Origin of the sequence: Prosthecobacter sp. (assembly GCF_044222565.1) — a bacterium.
Lineage (GTDB): Bacteria > Verrucomicrobiota > Verrucomicrobiia > Verrucomicrobiales > Verrucomicrobiaceae > Prosthecobacter.
In genome coordinates this window covers 125,858-143,303 of the sequence record NZ_JBGANA010000013.1, presented here as the reverse complement: position 1 = coordinate 143,303, position 17,446 = coordinate 125,858, and the positions used below count along the sequence as shown (strand labels likewise).

Here is a 17,446-nt window from a genome sequence, read left to right as displayed (position 1 = left end):
GGTATTCGACATGAGCGACTCTTCCGCCGTCAAACACTGTCCGCAATGTTCCGCAGAACTTCCCCCCGGATCTCTGGATGGCCTGTGCCCGCGCTGCCTCATGGCCCAGATCATCGAGCCAACGCAGGCAGGCGAAAGTGCATTGCCGCAGACTCCGCTGACCCCTGCGGCGCTGGCACCGCATTTCCCGCAGTTGGAAATCATGGAGTGCCTGGGGCGTGGCGGCATGGGGGTGGTGTATAAGGCGCGGCAGAAGTCGCTGAACCGCCTTGTCGCCTTGAAACTGCTGGCACCAGAGAGGGCGGATGATCCGCAGTTTGCCGCTCGGTTTGAGAGGGAGGCGCACGCGCTCGCGGCACTGAATCATCCGAACATTGTCGGAGTGTATGACTTCGGCCAGGCGGGCGGCTTCTGCTTTCTTCTCATGGAATTTGTCGATGGCTTAAACCTGCGACAGCTGCTGCAAACGAAACATCTCACGCCCAAGGAGGCTCTGAGCATCATCCCGCCGGTGTGCGAGGCTCTGCAATGCGCGCATGATCACGGCATCGTTCACCGGGACATCAAGCCGGAGAATCTGCTGATCGACAAGGCGGGGACGGTGAAGATCGCGGACTTTGGGATTGCGAAAATATACCGTGGTGAGTGTGATGCTGTGGAAGGCGGGACGGAACTGCGGGGAGGAGTGCCCGCATCACTGGGATTTGGCACGCCTGACTATGCGGCGCCGGAGCAGCATGATGGTGCCGCGACGACGGATCACCGTGCGGACATCTACAGCCTCGGCGTGGTGCTTTATGAAATGCTGACGGGAGAGCGGCCGGGGGAGGGAATGGTGCCGCCCTCGAGAAAAGTGCAGATTGATGTGCGGATCGATGAGATTGTGCTGCGGGCCTTGGAGAAGACGCCGGAGCTGCGGTATCAGACGGCGGTGGAATTTCGCACACGAGTGGAGGCGGTGGGAACCACGTCGCCTCCGCTGGTGGTGGCGGCACGCAAGCAATCGTTCATGGAAGTCTGGCGCTGGCCTTTGCTCGCCGTGGTATGCCTTGTGATGGGAGGTTTGTGCATGGCTCTGGCGAGTTATAAACTATACGCTACGATATTGGGCGGACGGCATTGGGGCGAGGGGCTAGTGCAGATAGGGGCCGTTGCCTACCTCACGTCGGGAATCATCGCCTTCTGGCGTGTTTGGAAAGAGCCTCAGGGCAAAGCCCTCAATCCGATGGCTCGGGCGCTCTTCGCCTGGATGATCGCCTATGTCGGATTCACACCGGTAAACTTGATGAGCGGCATGCTAAGTGTGAACGAAACCCTGCGCAGCAAGCAGGATCCGCAGTATCTCGCCTACCTGGGTTCGAGCTTGAGCAACGTGAGCAACCTGCTGCACGTAATGCTGGTGATCGCCATCTTTTTGTGGTCTCAGCGGCGTGCGGCGCGGCAGCCCGCTCGCACGATGGGCTGGTGGATCGCCGGCTGTTTGGCGCTGATGATTCTTGTCCGATTTCTCCCGCTGTTACTGGTGCTAAGTTTTGGCCAGGATGTGCCGCCAGAGGTCGGAAAAAAGCAGGCGGCAACGCCGGCCTCCACCTTGAACTTCGGACCGGTGGTCGAGAAAGAGCTCGCACCGAATGTGCTGCTCGATTTTGACAGCGGCAAGACTGGGAACATTTTGCCGCAGTCGATGAACAGGCGTCTCTCGTGGGAGATGGAGTTCGGCATGGATGCGGTGCATGCTCCTGCGCGAGATGCGGGGAGGCTGGTGGTGTTTGGCCTGAAGACCGTGGCGCTGGATAGTGCTGCGTGGGGAAAAATGACGCCTGCGGAGGTTCAGCCTCAGCTTCTTGGCACGATCAGCCGCTTGTCCCAAACGCTGTATGCAGGTGAAACGCAATCCGAGGCCTATGCTTTTCAGACGCGCGAGGGTGTGGCTGGCGTGCTGCAGATCCTGAGCGCTTCCGACGCAGGGGTGAGGCTTCGTTACAAGCTGGTACAGGGTTCCTCGGCTGTCAGTCGGAAGTACAAGCCCATTCCGCGCGCTGCTGTGGAGATTCTGGACACGATCAGAGCGCTTCCCGAATCTCTGCTGCCTCCTGACAATGCAAGCGATCCACTTCAGACCATTCTCGCGGAACGCAGCAGCAGGAGAAGAGAGCTGGCCATGGTGCTGCAAGGCACTGAGGCGCAGGATCTCATGGAGCGTGGAGAGACGCTGGACCGCGAGCTTTTGAATCTGAGCACACGTCCTGACCCCGCGCGTCATGAGGCGATCGTCGAGGCGTTTGATCTTATCGAACAAAAAATCTTGGCGCTGGTTTATCAGAAGGCGGGCCAGTCCTTTAAGCCGGTGCCGTGGCAGGCCAGCCAGGTGATGAATTCGATCAAGGCCTTGGTGCAGTCGTCCCCCAAAGTAAAGGGGCTGCCCGAAGCAGGCATAGCGGTCAATGTCGAGAGGCTGGCTCAGATGAAGGAACTCGCTGTTTTGCTGGAAGGCACAGAAGCACAGGCGCTGATGGTCCACGGGTATGAGCTTGATCGCAAAATGTCAGGCTCACTCACTCCAACTGATCCAAAGCAACGTGAGATGGCTGAGAAAGAATGCGTGGCGCTTGATGAGAAAATATGGGCGTTGGTTCACCCCACGGCGAAAGTGTCCATGCCGGCCGCCAGCAAGGAGCCGGCGCATGTTTTACAAATGCGCTGGGTGCGTGATGCCCCATCGGATGAAACGGAGGAAATGAAGCTGGTAAACAGGCACCGAAACACGGGCCAGTGGGAGGTCTTTCATGTTGAAAAGACAATCCGGATGACCCAGGACGATGTGCAGCTCGTCGGCGTCGTCGGCAGTGAAGGAGAGGAGAGGGGCGGACTGCGGATCGGCCTTTCTTTTACAAGCGAGGGTGGCGAACGTTTTGGAAACCTGACCTTCGAAGGCAGAGGCAGGCGACTCGCGATCATCTTGGCGGGACAGCTTTATGCCGCACCGATGATCCAGGCTCCGATCATGGGCGGGAAGGTGGAGATCAGCGGGAGCTTCAGCGAGCAGGAGGCTAGAGCGCTCGCTGACAAGATCAGAGCGGCATTACCCTCTCTTCGATCTGGCGAAGGTTCTGACAAGCCGTAGCACAAAAAAGGCGGCCTCACGCGAGGCCGCCTTTGGGAAGACAGAACGGGCTGGCAGCCCGTATCTCGTTAGACTTTCCAGCCGGCGCGGTAGTCGCGGGTGAGCCACTTGGCATCGCCGCCACTGACGTACTCGTGCTTCTCGGGGTTCCACTTCATGGAGCCGCCGTGGTAGTAGGCCTGGCTCATGAGGTGGCAGGAGATGGCGGTGCTGGCGCCGATGGCGACATCGCAGATGGGCTTTTCACGGGTCTTGATGGAGTTCATCCAGTCTTCGTGATGGTTCTTGGAGTTGTAGAGCTTGACCTTGGCATCGGCGAGGTATTCGCGCTCGGTTAGGACGACTTCACGGTCCAGGGAGGTGCCTTTGTCGGTTTCCTTGTCCCAGAACTTGTGGATGGTTTTGCCACCGAGGACGAGCTCGAACTTGCCGCGGTTGACGTGAACTTCGCCGTTGGCACCGTAGAAGGAGACTCCTCTGCCTTTGCCATTGTGGAGAAGCGGGATGCCGCTGGCGTAGATGAGCTTGGCGCCGTCGGAGGCATCTGCATATTTTTCAGGGGCGATGATTTCGACCGGGCCGTGCTCATCTTCACCAAGGCCCCACTGGGCGATGTCGATGTGGTGCGCACCCCAGTCGGTGATCATGCCGCCGCCAAATTCGCGGGTCATGCGCCACGCGGGGAAGTGATTGTGGACGCCGCGCGGGCTCAGCACGCTGCTGTAAGGCACGAGCGGAGCCGGGCCGCACCACATGTCCCAGTCGAGGCCGGGCTCCATCGGTTCTTCGGGGTTGGCGTTGGGCTTGGCGGGCGAGCCGAAAGCGGTTTCGACGTGGTCGATCTTGCCGATGATGCCGTTGCGCACGAGTTCTGCGGCGACGCGGAACTCCTTGCTGGAGCGCTGCTGGGAGCCGGTCTGCAGGATGCGCTTGTTGCTGCGCACGGCGTCGATCAGCGTAAGTGCTTCGTGAATGTTGTGCGTGAGCGGCTTTTCGCAATAGACGTCCTTGCCGGCGTTCAGCGCGGCGATGGCGATAAAGGCATGCCAGTGGTCAGGCGTGGCAATGACAACGGCGTCGATGTCCTTGCGCTCCAGCAGCCTGCGGAAGTCAGCATAGGCTTCGCAGCCTTTGAAGCCGGCGTCCTTGTCCTTGCCGTAGCGTTCTTCGACGGTCTTTTTGGCGTTTTCGCGACGGTTGGTGTCCACATCGCAGACAGCGACGACCTGGACTTCTTTGCGGCCGAGGAAACTGTTGAGGTGGCCGCTGTTCATCTTGCCCACGCCGATGAAGCCGAGGGTGAGGCGCTCGCTGGGGGCGGTTTCAGCGCTCCAGACGCGTGAGGGGAGAATGAAGGGGGCGGCCACAGAGGCGGCGGCCACTTTGACGAACTGACGGCGTGAGGATGCGGTTTGCATGGTTGATTTTCGGATTGGGGGGGAAGGGTGGAGCATTACTGTCCGTTTGCCAAGTCTCTTGCACTCGGTGTTCGCGTGAGTATTCGGCAGGATGGAATATTCAAAACAGCGCCTGGGCCAGCTCATCGTCGTTTCCGGCCCGTCCGGCACCGGCAAGACCACGCTGGCGCGAAAAGTGTGTGACCGCGGTGAAGCTGTCTTCTCCGTTTCCTGCACCACGCGTGCCCCTCGGCCTGGCGAGGTGGACGGCAAAGACTATTTTTTTCTTACCGAGGAGGACTTCCTCGCGCGCGTAGAGCGTGGCGAACTCTTTGAATATGCCCGCGTTCATGGCCGGCTCTACGGCACGCTGAAAAGTTATGTATATGAAAACCTCCGGCGCGGAGTCGACGTCATCATGGACATCGATGTTCAGGGTGCCATGCAGGTGCGCGCTTGCGAGGATGAACTGGTGAAGCACTGCCTGCTGGAAATTTTCGTGCTTCCCCCAAGCCTCGAGGAACTGCGGAACCGCCTCTCCGGGCGCAACACGGAGGATGCCGCCGCTTTTGAGCTGCGCATGCAAAACGCCGCAGCGGAGATGGAGCACTGGCACAAGTATGACTTCGTCCTGGTAAGCGGCGACCGTGAGACGGATGCGCGGAGATTTGACGCGATTTTGGAAGCGGGGAGAATGAGGACGAGCTTGATGTGAGGGTGATCAAGGCTGCATTCCCGCATCCCTGAGCGCAGGAAATTGAGCGCGCCAGGCGCGGACGATGGCGGGATCGATCTTTGCGCTGACGACGCGCTCCTGCTCGGCGGCGTCGGCAATGATGAGGCCATGGGGATCGACCACGAGACTGCGTCCTGTATAGGTGAAGTCAGGGTCGGTGCCGCAACGGTTGACTCCTATGGCGTAGGCGAGGTTTTCGATCGCGCGGGCCTGGAGGAGTGAGATCCAGTGATGGATGCGTTTCACAGGCCAGGCGGCGATGTAGATCAGGACTTCGGCGCCGGCGCGGACGGCGGTGCGTGCGAGTTCGGGAAAACGCAGGTCGTAACAGATCAGCGGGGCGATGCGCAGGCCCTGCCATTCGAAGAGGGCGACTTCTGTGCCTGCGGCATGGACGGTGCTTTCGCCGCCAAAGGTGAAGGGATAGTTTTTGGTGTAGCGGGCGAGGATGCTGCCATCGGGAGCGAGGGCGAGAGCCTGGTTCTTGCCGCGCCCGTCCGCGGCCTGCGTGACCACGCCACCGATGACGCAGCTTTGATAGTGGACGGCGATTTCGCGCAGAAACTGCTCGGTGGGCCCACCTTCAGGCTCGGCGGTAACTTCGAGGTTCATGCTAAAGCCTGTGGAGAACGTCTCTGGCAGAATGATGAGGGAGCCTGGGGCGGGGCTGGCAGCGGCGATCAGGTCGCGCGCCTTGGCGTGATTGGCACAGCGGTCTTCCCAGACGGAATCGATTTGGACGAGATGGAGGTTCATAGACGTTCTTGGCTGGCGCCCGGACGAAGTCGGTCGGCGGATTCAGAACTGTTGCGCGCACGCACGGTGATAAAACCGCTGGCAGAGAGAATGGCGATGCCGCAGACGATGGCAAAGGCGTCAAACGACATCACCTTGATCATGGTGAAAGCCAGCGTGGGAGCGATGAGTCCGCGCAAGCCGGTGAGAAAGGTGTGGACGCTCATGTATTCTGCAACGGCGTGCTTGGAGGCGAGTTTGGTGACCCACAGCGCCCACGTCACGTTACCGCCGGCGTTGGCCATTCCCCACAGAGCCATGCCAAAGGTCCACCAGAAGAGGCTGTGGCCCAGAAAGAAACACAAAATGCCCAGGGCAAAGAAGACATTCAGCACCGCACGCACGGTGAAGAGGTGGAACCGGTCATACACCAAACCCCAGGGATACGAGAACACCACCCTCGCCAGCACCGGCACCACGCCGGTGATCCATGCGACTTCGAATTCGGGCAGGTTGATGCCGTGCCGGGGATTGGCGAGGTATTCCACAAAGAGGCAGGCTGCTGCAAGATTGCCGATGCCCATCATCATCCACGAGATGAGCAGGGTGCGGAAATCGGGATCTTCTTTGACCCAGCGCATGGAACTCCAGAGGCTGGTGCTGGAATTCTCAGGAGCCTCCCATGGCGTGACGGGCAGACCGTAGGTCCAGAAACCCGAGACGAACCCGCTCGCGGCAAAGGCCCACAGCAGCCACGTGTAGTTGTCGATGTCCCAGCCGAGCATTTTTCCTCCCACGAAACCGAAGCACATGGCCGCCGCCGCACGGGTGACGCCCGTGACCGCATAGAGCTTTCCGCGTTTGGCGGCAGGGTAGTTGATGCGGTAAATCTGCGTCATCAGCGGGATCTGCATGGTGAAGCAGAACAATCCCAGGCTGAGACCGCCGATGTAGAGCATCGGGTCACGCGGAAATGCCGCGGAGACCGCCATGCAGCCTCCACCAAGCAGCTGCACCTTTGCCGCAGTCCGCGCTATGGTGCTCCGGGCACGGAGCAGCAGTGGCACCACAAACAAACTGGCCACCATGCCTCCGCTGGTGGCGCTGAGGAAAACGGACTTTGCCGTATCGCTCATGTGAAACACCCGCACGGCTATGAGCATGCCAAAAGTGGCGGTCAGCGTGTCGATCACCCCGGACGGAATCGAGCGCCACAGTTCATTGCGCAGCGTCCGGGTGGTGATGGCATCGGCTTCAGTCACGCGGGCTATTCGCATGAACAAAGATGCGCGTCCAGCACGGAGGCGGGACGCGCATCAGAGAAGGGCACTTCGTTTGGAGGCTTGGCGGCCTCCGGGGCGTTTTACGCGGCTTTCTTGGCTTTTTTCGTTGCAGGGGCCTTGGCTTTTGGCTCGGCTTCCTTCACTGCAGGCTTTTTGACGAGCTTTGGCTCAGGCATCGGGACGACGGTCAGCCATTCCTGATAGTGAACCCAGCTGTCGCTGCCTTCGTCACGGAGGTAGTCGCTCTCGGCGAGTAGGCCGCGCTTTTGGAAATCGATGATTTCCTTCTTAGCGAAGGGGCCAAATTCAACGAAGGAGCGGCTGAGGTATACGAGGTCTTTCATGGAGTGTTTTTTTATTGAGTTTTAGGTTAGGGGGACTGGGCCATACCATCACATCGGTTGTGGAACAAGCAGCAATCTTGCCACAGTTCCACAAAAAGCCGTTCCGCCCAATTGAGGGGCATTTTTTGGCTTCAGACAGACACTGTCCGCTTGCGGCCAAAGCTTCCGGCCTCTAGTTTATATGACATTTAATGATTATTTGTCTCGAATCGTCCATCCTGGGCGGGTACCTTTCCAACGAAGTGCCCGGTCTGATTACAGGTGTACTGCATCTCGCTGGTGAGAACCAGCCCGTGAGAGTCGAATTGGTGGGCAATTTTTTGCGCGATATCGCCGGCTGCCGGGTGGATTTTCACAATCCTCTGCCTGATGCCAATGAGGGCCACGTGGACGCCATCGCACCCATGCAGCATGGCTACGGTGGGCTGATGACCGCCTCCTATCGCGTGGCAAAGCTTCCTCGCCGCAGGTCCCAGTCGGGATCGGTGATGACTTTGCCTGAACCTCCCGGATTGAAAAATCTGCTGTTTTTTGAGTGGTTCAATCAGGAGCACCAGCGCATTTTGATTCAGTCGTGGCATTTGCAACTGAGGGTTTCCTCACCGCGCTGGCAGCTGAGCAAGGATGACGAGGCGGCTTTGCTGCGGCAGAATCGTGCCCGGCGGAAGCATTTCCTGCTGGGTTCCAGCCGCAATTCAAAATCCGCGGACGCTTTGCACAGCCCCGGCTTTGACGATCCTTTTCAACCATCCAAACCGGGGAGCGATCCCTTTGCTGCGGTCAGCATGGATCACGCCGTCGAGCCACCGCGCAAAACCCCGGCCAAGCCCAAGGGCAGCGCCGAGATGGATCCCGTCCCGCGCTCTGCGGCACTCGCCAAGGAGCTGCGCCGCTTTCAGGGCCTGCTGGTCTTCAATGAAGAGGTGCGCACCCGGCCTGCAGTCCTGCGGCTTCTCTCCACCGTCGCGGATCTGGCGGCCCACCTGGTCCATGTGCTGCGCCAGTTTGCAGAGGCGGAAAAGGACCAGTGGCAGTTTCTGGTGGTCGATCTGGAGCAAAGCCTGCCCCTCTTCGCCGCGGCGCTGAATGCCACGGACAAATTGGTCCAGCAGCATCCTCATGGTGCCGACATGGATTGGCTGGCCGGCGTGCAGGCCAGCCTGCTCAATATCGAACTGCGCATGCGGGAGCTTCTGGGGCTGCTGCGCTGAATGTGAGAGAGGTTGATCCGTACCGGGCTTGCGTCTAGCATGCAGCCATGCGTCTTTCTCACTATGCCCTGGCTTTGACCGTTATTCTTCTCGCCATCACCGGCTATCTTGCCTGGGAGGCGGGGGAGGAGGCCAAAGGAGCGCGAAAGGAACTCGAACTTGTTCGCCGGCAGCAGGCGGCTCAGGAGGCGGCCATGCCGCTCAAGCCCAGCACGGTGGCAGCCCTGCCGCCGCCGCCTGAACCTGCGCCCAGCGCAGTGCCTCCTCTGGCGGGTAGCTCCCTGATGCCAGGCACCCCGCCCGCCTATCCTTCCCCTCCTCCTGCGGCCGCACCTTTGACCGATTTGCAGAAGCAGGTCCTCGGCATGCCCGTGTTTGCCAAGATTATCGAAGTCCATAACGAAGAAGGCTTTGCCGTGATTGATGCTGGCAAAAACAAGCAGCTCACCAGCGGCACAAAATTTGACGTGCGGCGCGGCAATGGACTCGTGGGCCGTGTGATCGTCGGGGACACCATCGACGCCGCTGAGGCAGTCGTGGACATTGACAACTCCGCGGTTCTCCCAGGAGTTCGAATCGAGGCAGGGGACGAGGTGATTCACGCCGTCCGGAAATAGCCTTTCTTGAAGATGCCGCGTGAACGCCTCGATCTCGCCCTGCTGAAGCTCGGCATTGTGCCCTCGCGTGAGCAGGCCAAGCGCCTCATCATGGCCGGTGAGGTCAGTGTGATGGGAAAACGCATCACCCAGCCTGGCTGGCTGGTCAGCGAGGGGCAGCCCATCGTCGTGCGTGAGCGCCCCAGATTCGTCAGCCGCGGCGGACTTAAGCTCGAAGGTGCCCTCAAGCACTTTGACATCGATGTCACGGGCATGACCGCCCTCGATGTTGGCTCTTCCACGGGGGGATTCACAGACTGCCTGCTGCAACGTGGCGCGGTCAAGGTGTTCGCCTTTGATGTCGGCACCAACCAGCTTGCTTGGAAACTCCGGAGCGATCCTCGCGTCGTGTCGCGGGAGCAGTTCAATCTCCGCCACCTTCAACCGGCTGACGTCGGGCAGGAGGTTGATTTCCTCGTGGCCGATCTCTCCTTTATTTCCCTCACGCTGGTGCTGCCCGCGGTGCTGCAGGTGCTGCGGCCAGGCGGGCAGGCTCTCGTTCTGATCAAACCGCAGTTCGAACTGACTCGTGAGGAGGTAGGGCAGGGGGGCATTGTGCGAGAACCCGAACTCCATGCCAAAGCCTGCGCCCGTATCGAAGGCTTTGTGCGTTCTCAAACCCATCTGGAATGGCGGGGGCTGATTGAGTCCTCAATTCAAGGGACGGATGGAAATCGCGAGTTTCTGGCTTGGTTCGCAGTTCAACCATAATTCGCCACGTGCGGGGTAAGTCTCAGTAAATAAGGCCATTAGCACTCATTTTCGCAATAATGAGACGCTAGAACGATTATTTTACGGAAATTTGACACTTTAGGGTTGCAACGTTGTGATAATTATCATAAAATACTATCACAGACACAACGCGCCATGAAAACTCTTACCCCACCTTTGATGCACCGCCGAGTTCGCTCGGCGTTCAGCCTCTTTGAAGTTTTGATGTTCGTAGCCATCCTCGGAGTGATGGTTGGCATCGCCGTGCCGATGCTTAGCCAGAATGACGCCGTCTATGCCGCGCGTGATCGCCGGAACGCTCAGGAACTTTGCTCCACCTGCATGATGGCGCAGGCGGCCCAGCTCGACTTCGTTCAGGGAGACAGTGTGATGGATACCGTGCGTGCGATCGTTCGCGGGGGTGTGTCTGTGCGTGGTGCCATGCGCGGTCATGTGTTTGTGGTGCCCGGTCTCAGCGAAGAAGACATGCAGGGGGCCGCGAAATACCTCCAGGTACGTGATGGCCAGCTGGTGTACACCAGCGAAGTAGTTTCGACCGGTGGAGGCCAGCGCCTCTGATCTCGGCTCTGGAGGCAGCCCTTCTATCTCACGCTGTGCAGCCCCTGTGCAAAGGCTGCGTTGCGCCCTTGCCGTGCCAGCTGCGGCGGTTCAATTTGGCGCGTGTTTTACCTTGCCTGCCGCCGCCGTTTCCACCAGCATGTCTCTTCATGAATTCTGCTTTCATTAAAAAGAACTGGTACTTCTTCACCCCGGCTGTCATCCTCGTCATTCCGGCGCTCATCGTTTTGTTTTTCACCGTGAGCTATGGTTACAGCGTGTCGGATTCCATCAATGCGATGTTCCATATCGGCTCCACCAGCACACGCCTCTCCCAGGGGTTTTCAGAGCATAAATTCAAGATGGTCCAGGTGGGCATGGACGGTCGGGCGGTCTTCAACACCATCAGGAATCCGATGGAAGGCAACGATCCTGGCGCTGACGTGGCCAACTGGCGTTACAGCCTGCCAGGCAGCGGCGCGGCCTACTACCATGAGCGCACCATTGTTCTAGCGAAGGATAAAAATGGCGTCCCGCGCGTCAAGCAGCGCATCAGCCGTTTCCGTCCTGCCAATTGATTCACCCGAAAAAGCGGCGTAAGTGACGCATCATCACGCATGAATCATTTCACGTCATCTTTGTTCAGAACCTGCCTGGTTGTTCCGCTGCTGCTGCTGGCTGCCTGTGAAAACTCCGGTCAAATCAAGGGACTGCCCAAGGATCTCCCGGTGATCAATCTTCATGGCTCCCCGGACACGCCGGCGCACAGCATGGGCCACGCGGACTATCCTTTCGCGGACAATGGCGAATACAAAACGGACTGGGCTGCTCAAGGCGGGCAGGGCGCTGGCATGGACTATTCTTCATGGCGCTCGTCTCATGGCGGATCCTCCTCACGCAGCTCTTCGAAGAAGAAAACGACTTCCAAGTCTGGCAGCAAATCCAAAACGACTGCCAGCAAAAGCTCCCACAAAGGCGGCTCCTACACCATCAAAAGCGGCGACAGCCTTGGAGCCATCGCCAGAAAAAACGGTACCACCGTGGCAAAGCTCAAAGCCGCCAACGGACTTTCTTCGGATTTCATTCGCGCGGGCAGAACCCTCAAAATCCCCTGAAACCCTGTGCGCCTGTGCCTCTCTCGCTTCGCCGCAGCATTCCTGGCGTTGATCTTGGGCGGTGCCACCGGCTCGGCCTCCGCGGAGCCGCTGCGGTTCTCCACCGTGGTCATTGATGCGGGCCATGGGGGCAAGGATGGCGGTTCCGCCTGGAATGGCCTCATCGAGAAGAAACTCTGTCTGGACGTGGCCCGGCGCGTGGAAACAGGCCTGAAATCAAACGGCCTCAAGACTCTCATGACCCGCCGCACCGACGCCTTTGTGGCGCTTGAGCAGCGGGCGCGCATCGCCAACCGGGTTTCCTCTTCAGTCTTTGTCAGCATTCACTTCAATGGCTCGCGGAAAACAAGCATTGCAGGCAGTGAGGTTTATTACCGCAGCCCGCGTGGCAAAGCCATTGCCACCTCCCTCGGCCGTTCGCTCAAAAGCGGTGTCCCAGGCGCCACCCGGGGCGTTTTCTATGGCGACTACAAGGTGCTGCGCGAGACCGACATGCCTGCCGTGCTTGTTGAATGCGGTTATCTTAGCAACAAACGCGAGGCCAGGCGCTGCGCTGATCCCGTGCACCGGCAGAAGCTGGCAGATGCCATCATCCGCGGTCTTTTGGCCGTGCGGACCAAATGAACCAAACACAGCTTTCATTTCTTTTGAAAATTCACCTTTCCGAGGCTTCTGCGTGGCATTTGACGAAGCCCCTGCCGTGGTGGATGAAATAGCCAGTCCCATGCCAGCCCCCGTCATCAACGCCAGCAACCCTGTGTTCCCGTTTCATCTCGTGCGGGCGGATTTGGAGAGCGTTGAAGCAGCCATCCTTGATCAGGCCCGAGCTTTTGATCCCGGAGTCGAAGGCTATGTCAGCTACGTTTGCAAAACCTCGGGAAAGCGCATCCGCCCTGCTCTCGCTGTCCTCGCAGGCGGTGCCACCGGTGGCACGCATGAGGGCCACACTCGTCTCTCCGTCATTCTTGAACTCGTCCACATCGCCTCTCTGGTGCATGACGATATCATGGACGGCGCGGACATCCGCCGTGCCCAGCCCACCGCCGTGGCCAAATGGGGCAGCAGTCTCAGTGTCCTGCTGGGAGACAGCCTGTTCGCCTACGCGCTCGAACTCGCCACCGAGTTTGACGACACCCATGTCTGCCGCGCCATCGCCAAAGCCTCACGCGATGTCTGCACCGGCGAGATCCTCCAGACCCAGCGTCGCTTCGATTTCAATCTCTCCGTCACCGATTATCTCAAGATGATCGAGATGAAGACAGCCGCCCTCTTCGCTGCTGCCAGCGAGCTCGGCGCCCGCCTCAACCATCAGCCTGAATCGGTGCAGGCGGCATTGAAAGATTACGGTCTCAAGCTCGGCACCGCCTACCAGATTTACGACGACTGTCTCGACATCGTCGGAGACGAAAAAACCGTCGGCAAAACGCTCCGCACAGATCTCGCCCGTGGCAAGCTCACGCTGCCCATCCTCTACCTCCTCGAAGGCGCTACCGATGCTCAGAAGCAGAAGCTCAACCGCATGCTGCTCAAAGGCGAGCCGATGGACACCAGCATGCTCGCGGGCATTGCCGATTATGCGGGTGCGGTGGAGCGCGCGGTAAAGTTTGCGCAAAACATGCTGCTGGAAGCCCGCGCGGATTTGATGTGCCTCGGTGCTTCCTCGCATCGTCAGGCGCTTGAGGACATCGTCGGCTACCTCCACAGCCTCCTGGACCAGTGCCGGGCCATTCATTGAGAATTTGAATCGCGGTAAACGGTGAACTGAGAACAGCGAACCGACTCATGAGCCGCATCCATGACATTCCGGAAAATGACCGCCCGCGCGAGCGTTTGCTTCGCCTGGGGCCGCAGGCTCTCTCAGACGCCGAGCTGCTCGCCCTCTTCATCAACACCGGCACCAAAGGGGAAAATGCCCTGCAGATCGGCCAGCGCATCTTGCGGGACTACAAATCTTTGCGCGACCTTTCGCGCCTGGAGCCGGCGGTGTTGAGAAAGATCAAGGCCCTGGGACCTGCGAAGACCGCCCTGCTCTCAGCTGCTTTTGAACTGGGCCGGCGTTCCGCGCAGGAGCCCTCGCACGCGGAGGTCGTGCTCGACCGTCCTCAGCGCATCTATGAATACATCGGTTCTGAGATGCAGGCGCTCGGCACGGAATCCGTGCGCATCATCCTGCTGAACACCAAGCTTGCAGTGATGCGCAGCGAAGAAGCATTCAAGGGCAGTCTGAATGAGTGCGTGGCGCACCCTCGTGACCTGTTGCGAAAAGTGCTCATTCATAACGCCTACGCTTACATCCTTGTTCACAATCATCCCTCCGGAGATCCCACCCCCAGCGAGGCAGACCGCCGCCTCACGCGTCGTCTCCGCGAAGCCTCTGAAGCCACGGGGTTGTTTCTCCAGGATCACCTGATCATCGGCACTCCGTCAGAGTCACGGGCGCTGCCCTACTTCAGCTTCAAGGAGCATGGGATGCTGTGAATCTCGGTGACGGGTGTCACCACTTGTTCGCCTGAATCACGTCCTTCTCTCCCTTGAGGTAGTTCACGAGATTCAAGGTGGCGCGCATCGCCTGACGCGGCACGCTTTCATAGGTGCGGGAGCCAATATGCGGCGTGATCAGGGCTTTGGGATGCTTGAGCAGCGGGTGGTCGGCGGGCGGAGGCTCCACGTCGAGCACGTCGGTCGCGTATCCGCCGACCTTGTCTTCGTCCAAAGCCGCAATCATGTCGGGCATGTGGACGAGTTCCGCGCGCGACGTGTTCACCACCAGGAGCTCTGGCTTGGCGAGTTGCAGGCGCTCGGCGTTGACTAGGTTACGCGTGCTTTCGCTCAGGTTGGCGTGCAGGCTCAGGACGTCGATGTGCGGCAGCATCGTCTCGATCTGCTCGTGCTGGGTGATGCCGTGAATATCTGCGAAGGCCTTGGGCCAGTATTGCGGCAGGTCCATGGCATGGATGTTCATGCCGAAGGCGGCGGCGCGCTTGGCCACTTCCTGGCCGATGCGGCCGAGGCCGACGATGCCGATGGTCTTGTTCCAGATTTCATGACCGGTGACGCGCTTCCACTGGCCGTTGCGCACGGAGTTGGCGGAATCGACGAGATTGCGGACGAGGGCGAGGAGGAGGCAAAAGGTGTGCTCGGCCACGGTGGTGTGGTTCACGCCGGGGGTGAAGAGCACGGGCAGCTTTTTCTCCGTGCAGGCCGTCACGTCGATTTTGTCCAGGCCGATGCCGTACTTCGAAATCACGCGCAGGCGGGGCAGAGATTTATCCAAAACAGCCTGGGTGATCTCATCATCGCCGCAGAGAAAGGCGTCGAAGTCGCCGGCCAGCTCGAGCATGCGGCTTTCAGGCAGCGGGCCGCGCTCCCGGTGCACCTCATAACCTTGTGCGGCGAGCAGGGCGTGATGGTCGCCGGGGGTGTCCTGGTAGCTGGTGGTGGTGAGAAGGATGCGCATGGCTGGAATTCAGATTGCAGAGGTCGGTTTGCGGAAGCAGAGAATGAACATGGGACAAGACGAAATCGAACGCAACTTGGGCGTGCAGCCTCTGGACGGGATCATGACGGAGCATGAGCTGGGAAATCATGACCTGGTCACCGCCAGTTCGGAGCCCATGACCCACAAAGCCGTCCAGCGCGCCCGCAAGGGGCGCCGCCTCACCAAGCACATGAAGCAGCGCATGGCAGATGCCCTGAATCTCCTCCTGAAGCAGAAGGGTGTGGAGATCGAGCGCTCATTCGGGGTGAAGGATTTGTTTACCTATTGATGGAGCAAAACGGATAGCAGCAGGTGCATCGCCCAGCTTGCCGTGGTCATTTCATCACGCTAGCATCCCCTATCATGTCCGACGCCATTGCCAACCGCCGTTTCGTCACTTCTGCCGAAAAGATCGACTTTCTCTCCCCATGGACACTGGAGGAATGGATTTGCCGCAGTGACATCGTAAACAACGAGCATCTCATGATGGTGCGGGCCAACATGGAGCCGGGGCGCAGCCACCCTTTCCATTCCCATCCCACCCGTGAGGAGATGATCTACATCATTTCCGGCAAGGCTGAGCAATGGGTCGGCCAGCAGAAAAAAATCCTCGGCCCGGGAGACACTGCCTTCATTCCCATGGGAGAAATCCACGGCACCTGGAACGTGGGGGACGAAATGCTCGTTTTCCTGGCCATTCTTTCACCGGCCAGGGCGGATGAACCCGGCCTTGTGGATCACAGCCAGGAAGAGCCTTGGAAGTCACTCCGGCAGTAAATTCACAGGCTGGCGCCTACGGCGCGCGCAAAGTTTTGCGCAGGTCGTTGATGCCGTCACGGATGGCAAAAAGCTCGTTGCGGAATTCATTGAGCAGTTCCTGGCGGCCGTTCCACTCCGGGTCTTCCATCAGTTCGTTCAGCGCGGCGAAAGCCTCATTGGCCCAGTTCAGGCAGCGCCGTAGCACAGCCAGGGTGTGGCCGGTGTGGGATGAACCGTCAATATCCTCAAAACCCAGCACGCCGGCCAGCTTCCCGCTGATGTTCATGGAGTTGCGGATGAATCGGTCCAGCGCGGTGTTCCCGTCGCTCGTGGCGGCGTTTTCGGAGCGTTCTTCCGGCATCTCCGTCAGCAGGCGCATGACGAAGTCTCGGGCCATGGTTTGCAGCGGGTGGGCTTCACGGTCTTCCTTTTCCAGCATTTCTTCGAATTCATCGTCTTCGAACGGCTCCATCTCTGGGAGCGCTTCATCGTCCTCTTTCCAGGCTTCAGTTGCGTCCTCCTCATCCTCCTCCTCGTAGCCGCTTTCTTTGCCTCCGCCAAGCATGTGGTCCCAGCCCATCACGAAGGCGATGCGGTCATCATGGAGCCCGTCGATGCCGTATTTGTCGATCGCCTCCATGTTTGCATCGGTAAGGCGGTCCGACTGCTTGAGCGAGTCCTCCCATGATTCTTCACTGTCATCGAACACCCCTTCTTCCTCCTCCTTCGGCTCCGGGCGCTGGATGATGCCCGCCAGCCATTCGCGCATGGCGTGGAGGTTGCTCATCTTTTGCGCATCCTCCTGCGCCTCGTCCATCTCCCAGACCCACGCGGAAATGCTGATCTTGAAATCGGTGCTCTCGATGAACACGCGGCCGTTCTCTGCAGAGAACCACTCGATGTACAGTGCGTTGTACCACGCGGAGGCAGGGCCGATCACATCTTCGTCCTCCTCCTCTGCGCTGTCCTTGTCCTGTTCCTCCGGTGCGGTGTGTACCTTCATTTTGCGGGAGGCGGTGATGTCTCCCACATGCCCCTTCTGTCTCGGCTGCAAGCTGGCGGCGGCGGACTGCCGGGAAGGATTGGGGTTGGTGAAAATGACTTTGCAGCCGGCCACGTCACGCCACGCGTCTCCTCGCAGGTCGATGAGGACGGGATCCTCCCGGCCGACCAGCCAGAGCTTGCCGCGCACGTTGCCACGGGTGGTGTTGTCGATTTCGCCACGGATGACGGCGGTGTCCAGACGCAGGGCCATGGGCTAATGAGAGCGCGGGCTGGACTGAAGTGTCAAGAGCAAGGCGGAATTCTTGCGCCCTCGACCGTCGGCGCGAAAGGCGTT

Annotated in this window: 19 protein-coding genes; 13 read left to right on the top strand and 6 right to left on the bottom strand. The window is 59.6% G+C overall.

The genetic code is table 11. The features are described 5' to 3' along the window. Positions 1–10: 10 nt before the first annotated feature. The gene (locus ACILSR_RS19480) at positions 11–3,124 is read left to right on the top strand and encodes a protein kinase domain-containing protein (RefSeq protein ID WP_395751470.1); all 3,114 of its coding nucleotides are present in this window, start codon (positions 11–13) and stop codon (positions 3,122–3,124) included. 68 nt (positions 3,125–3,192) lie between these two features. Here the strand turns inward: ACILSR_RS19480 and ACILSR_RS19475 are convergent, their stop codons facing one another. Then, a complete protein-coding gene (locus ACILSR_RS19475) occupies positions 3,193–4,542 on the bottom strand; it encodes a Gfo/Idh/MocA family oxidoreductase (RefSeq protein WP_395751469.1) in 1,350 nt (449 codons plus the stop codon). A gap of 91 nt (positions 4,543–4,633) precedes the next feature. On the opposite strand from ACILSR_RS19475, the gene gmk reads away from it, so the two are divergent. Next, on the top strand, positions 4,634–5,236 hold the full coding sequence (gmk, locus tag ACILSR_RS19470; RefSeq protein WP_395751468.1) for a guanylate kinase: 603 nt from the start codon (positions 4,634–4,636) through the stop codon (positions 5,234–5,236). Between the two features lie 6 nt (positions 5,237–5,242). On the opposite strand, the gene ACILSR_RS19465 is transcribed toward gmk, so the two are convergent. From ACILSR_RS19465 to ACILSR_RS19455, 3 genes are all read right to left on the bottom strand, one after another. Next, positions 5,243–6,013, bottom strand: a complete 771-nt coding sequence (locus tag ACILSR_RS19465; protein WP_395751467.1) for a carbon-nitrogen family hydrolase — start codon at positions 6,011–6,013, stop codon at positions 5,243–5,245. After that, entirely contained in the window at positions 6,010–7,269 is a 1,260-nt protein-coding gene (locus ACILSR_RS19460; protein ID WP_395751466.1) for a hypothetical protein, read from the bottom strand. Before ACILSR_RS19460 ends, ACILSR_RS19465 begins: the two co-directional genes overlap by 4 nt. An 86-nt stretch (positions 7,270–7,355) precedes the next feature. After that, positions 7,356–7,619: a hypothetical protein gene (locus ACILSR_RS19455; RefSeq protein ID WP_395751465.1), complete on the bottom strand. Its 264-nt coding sequence runs from the start codon at positions 7,617–7,619 to the stop codon at positions 7,356–7,358. Positions 7,620–7,810: 191 nt separating this feature from the next. Here ACILSR_RS19455 and ACILSR_RS19450 point away from each other — a divergent pair, with 191 nt between their 5' ends. The 9 genes from ACILSR_RS19450 (at position 7,811) to radC (ending at position 14,348) form a co-directional block, all read left to right on the top strand. Further along, on the top strand, positions 7,811–8,830 hold the full coding sequence (locus ACILSR_RS19450; RefSeq protein ID WP_395751464.1) for a hypothetical protein: 1,020 nt from the start codon (positions 7,811–7,813) through the stop codon (positions 8,828–8,830). A gap of 47 nt (positions 8,831–8,877) precedes the next feature. Further along, positions 8,878–9,447, top strand: coding sequence for a hypothetical protein (locus tag ACILSR_RS19445; protein WP_395751463.1), 570 nt, complete (start codon positions 8,878–8,880; stop codon positions 9,445–9,447). Between the two features lie 12 nt (positions 9,448–9,459). After that, complete coding sequence (locus ACILSR_RS19440) at positions 9,460–10,197, top strand: TlyA family RNA methyltransferase (protein ID WP_395751462.1); 738 nt, start codon at positions 9,460–9,462, stop codon at positions 10,195–10,197. A gap of 156 nt (positions 10,198–10,353) precedes the next feature. Further along, complete coding sequence (locus ACILSR_RS19435; RefSeq protein ID WP_395751461.1) at positions 10,354–10,776, top strand: type II secretion system protein; 423 nt, start codon at positions 10,354–10,356, stop codon at positions 10,774–10,776. Between the two features lie 149 nt (positions 10,777–10,925). Then, positions 10,926–11,333, top strand: a complete 408-nt coding sequence (locus ACILSR_RS19430; RefSeq protein WP_395751460.1) for a hypothetical protein — start codon at positions 10,926–10,928, stop codon at positions 11,331–11,333. 39 nt (positions 11,334–11,372) lie between these two features. Then, positions 11,373–11,870 carry a LysM peptidoglycan-binding domain-containing protein gene (locus ACILSR_RS19425; protein ID WP_395751459.1) on the top strand — a complete coding sequence of 166 codons (498 nt, stop codon included), beginning with the start codon at positions 11,373–11,375 and terminating at the stop codon, positions 11,868–11,870. Between the two features lie 6 nt (positions 11,871–11,876). After that, positions 11,877–12,494, top strand: a complete 618-nt coding sequence (locus ACILSR_RS19420; protein WP_395751458.1) for an N-acetylmuramoyl-L-alanine amidase — start codon at positions 11,877–11,879, stop codon at positions 12,492–12,494. A gap of 100 nt (positions 12,495–12,594) precedes the next feature. Further along, positions 12,595–13,605, top strand: coding sequence for a polyprenyl synthetase family protein (locus tag ACILSR_RS19415; RefSeq protein ID WP_395751457.1), 1,011 nt, complete (start codon positions 12,595–12,597; stop codon positions 13,603–13,605). A gap of 47 nt (positions 13,606–13,652) precedes the next feature. Further along, positions 13,653–14,348 (top strand): DNA repair protein RadC, encoded by a 696-nt coding sequence (radC, locus tag ACILSR_RS19410; protein ID WP_395751456.1) that lies wholly within the window; start codon positions 13,653–13,655, stop codon positions 14,346–14,348. A gap of 16 nt (positions 14,349–14,364) precedes the next feature. On the opposite strand, the gene ACILSR_RS19405 is transcribed toward radC, so the two are convergent. Beyond that, complete coding sequence (locus tag ACILSR_RS19405) at positions 14,365–15,327, bottom strand: phosphoglycerate dehydrogenase (RefSeq protein ID WP_395751455.1); 963 nt, start codon at positions 15,325–15,327, stop codon at positions 14,365–14,367. A 49-nt stretch (positions 15,328–15,376) separates the two neighbouring features. Between ACILSR_RS19405 and ACILSR_RS19400 the strand changes: the two genes are divergently transcribed. Both ACILSR_RS19400 and ACILSR_RS19395 read left to right on the top strand, forming a co-directional pair. Further along, positions 15,377–15,637 carry a hypothetical protein gene (locus tag ACILSR_RS19400; RefSeq protein ID WP_395751454.1) on the top strand — a complete coding sequence of 87 codons (261 nt, stop codon included), beginning with the start codon at positions 15,377–15,379 and terminating at the stop codon, positions 15,635–15,637. 74 nt (positions 15,638–15,711) lie between these two features. Further along, on the top strand, positions 15,712–16,125 hold the full coding sequence (locus tag ACILSR_RS19395; RefSeq protein ID WP_395751453.1) for a cupin domain-containing protein: 414 nt from the start codon (positions 15,712–15,714) through the stop codon (positions 16,123–16,125). 16 nt (positions 16,126–16,141) lie between these two features. Here ACILSR_RS19395 and ACILSR_RS19390 read toward each other — a convergent pair whose 3' ends face one another. Next, positions 16,142–17,362 carry a hypothetical protein gene (locus tag ACILSR_RS19390; RefSeq protein ID WP_395751452.1) on the bottom strand — a complete coding sequence of 407 codons (1,221 nt, stop codon included), beginning with the start codon at positions 17,360–17,362 and terminating at the stop codon, positions 16,142–16,144. Between the last annotated feature and the right edge of the window lie 84 nt (positions 17,363–17,446).

Coding starts and splice junctions, on each gene's coding strand:
- ACILSR_RS19480 (WP_395751470.1), top strand. CDS start 11: ATGAGCGACTCTTCCGCCGTCAAACACTGTCCGCAATGTTCCGCAGAA.
- ACILSR_RS19475 (WP_395751469.1), bottom strand. CDS start 4,542: ATGCAAACCGCATCCTCACGCCGTCAGTTCGTCAAAGTGGCCGCCGCC.
- gmk (WP_395751468.1), top strand. CDS start 4,634: ATGGAATATTCAAAACAGCGCCTGGGCCAGCTCATCGTCGTTTCCGGC.
- ACILSR_RS19465 (WP_395751467.1), bottom strand. CDS start 6,013: ATGAACCTCCATCTCGTCCAAATCGATTCCGTCTGGGAAGACCGCTGT.
- ACILSR_RS19460 (WP_395751466.1), bottom strand. CDS start 7,269: ATGCGAATAGCCCGCGTGACTGAAGCCGATGCCATCACCACCCGGACG.
- ACILSR_RS19455 (WP_395751465.1), bottom strand. CDS start 7,619: ATGAAAGACCTCGTATACCTCAGCCGCTCCTTCGTTGAATTTGGCCCC.
- ACILSR_RS19450 (WP_395751464.1), top strand. CDS start 7,811: ATGATTATTTGTCTCGAATCGTCCATCCTGGGCGGGTACCTTTCCAAC.
- ACILSR_RS19445 (WP_395751463.1), top strand. CDS start 8,878: ATGCGTCTTTCTCACTATGCCCTGGCTTTGACCGTTATTCTTCTCGCC.
- ACILSR_RS19440 (WP_395751462.1), top strand. CDS start 9,460: ATGCCGCGTGAACGCCTCGATCTCGCCCTGCTGAAGCTCGGCATTGTG.
- ACILSR_RS19435 (WP_395751461.1), top strand. CDS start 10,354: ATGAAAACTCTTACCCCACCTTTGATGCACCGCCGAGTTCGCTCGGCG.
- ACILSR_RS19430 (WP_395751460.1), top strand. CDS start 10,926: ATGAATTCTGCTTTCATTAAAAAGAACTGGTACTTCTTCACCCCGGCT.
- ACILSR_RS19425 (WP_395751459.1), top strand. CDS start 11,373: ATGAATCATTTCACGTCATCTTTGTTCAGAACCTGCCTGGTTGTTCCG.
- ACILSR_RS19415 (WP_395751457.1), top strand. CDS start 12,595: ATGCCAGCCCCCGTCATCAACGCCAGCAACCCTGTGTTCCCGTTTCAT.
- radC (WP_395751456.1), top strand. CDS start 13,653: ATGAGCCGCATCCATGACATTCCGGAAAATGACCGCCCGCGCGAGCGT.
- ACILSR_RS19405 (WP_395751455.1), bottom strand. CDS start 15,327: ATGCGCATCCTTCTCACCACCACCAGCTACCAGGACACCCCCGGCGAC.
- ACILSR_RS19400 (WP_395751454.1), top strand. CDS start 15,377: ATGGGACAAGACGAAATCGAACGCAACTTGGGCGTGCAGCCTCTGGAC.
- ACILSR_RS19395 (WP_395751453.1), top strand. CDS start 15,712: ATGTCCGACGCCATTGCCAACCGCCGTTTCGTCACTTCTGCCGAAAAG.
- ACILSR_RS19390 (WP_395751452.1), bottom strand. CDS start 17,362: ATGGCCCTGCGTCTGGACACCGCCGTCATCCGTGGCGAAATCGACAAC.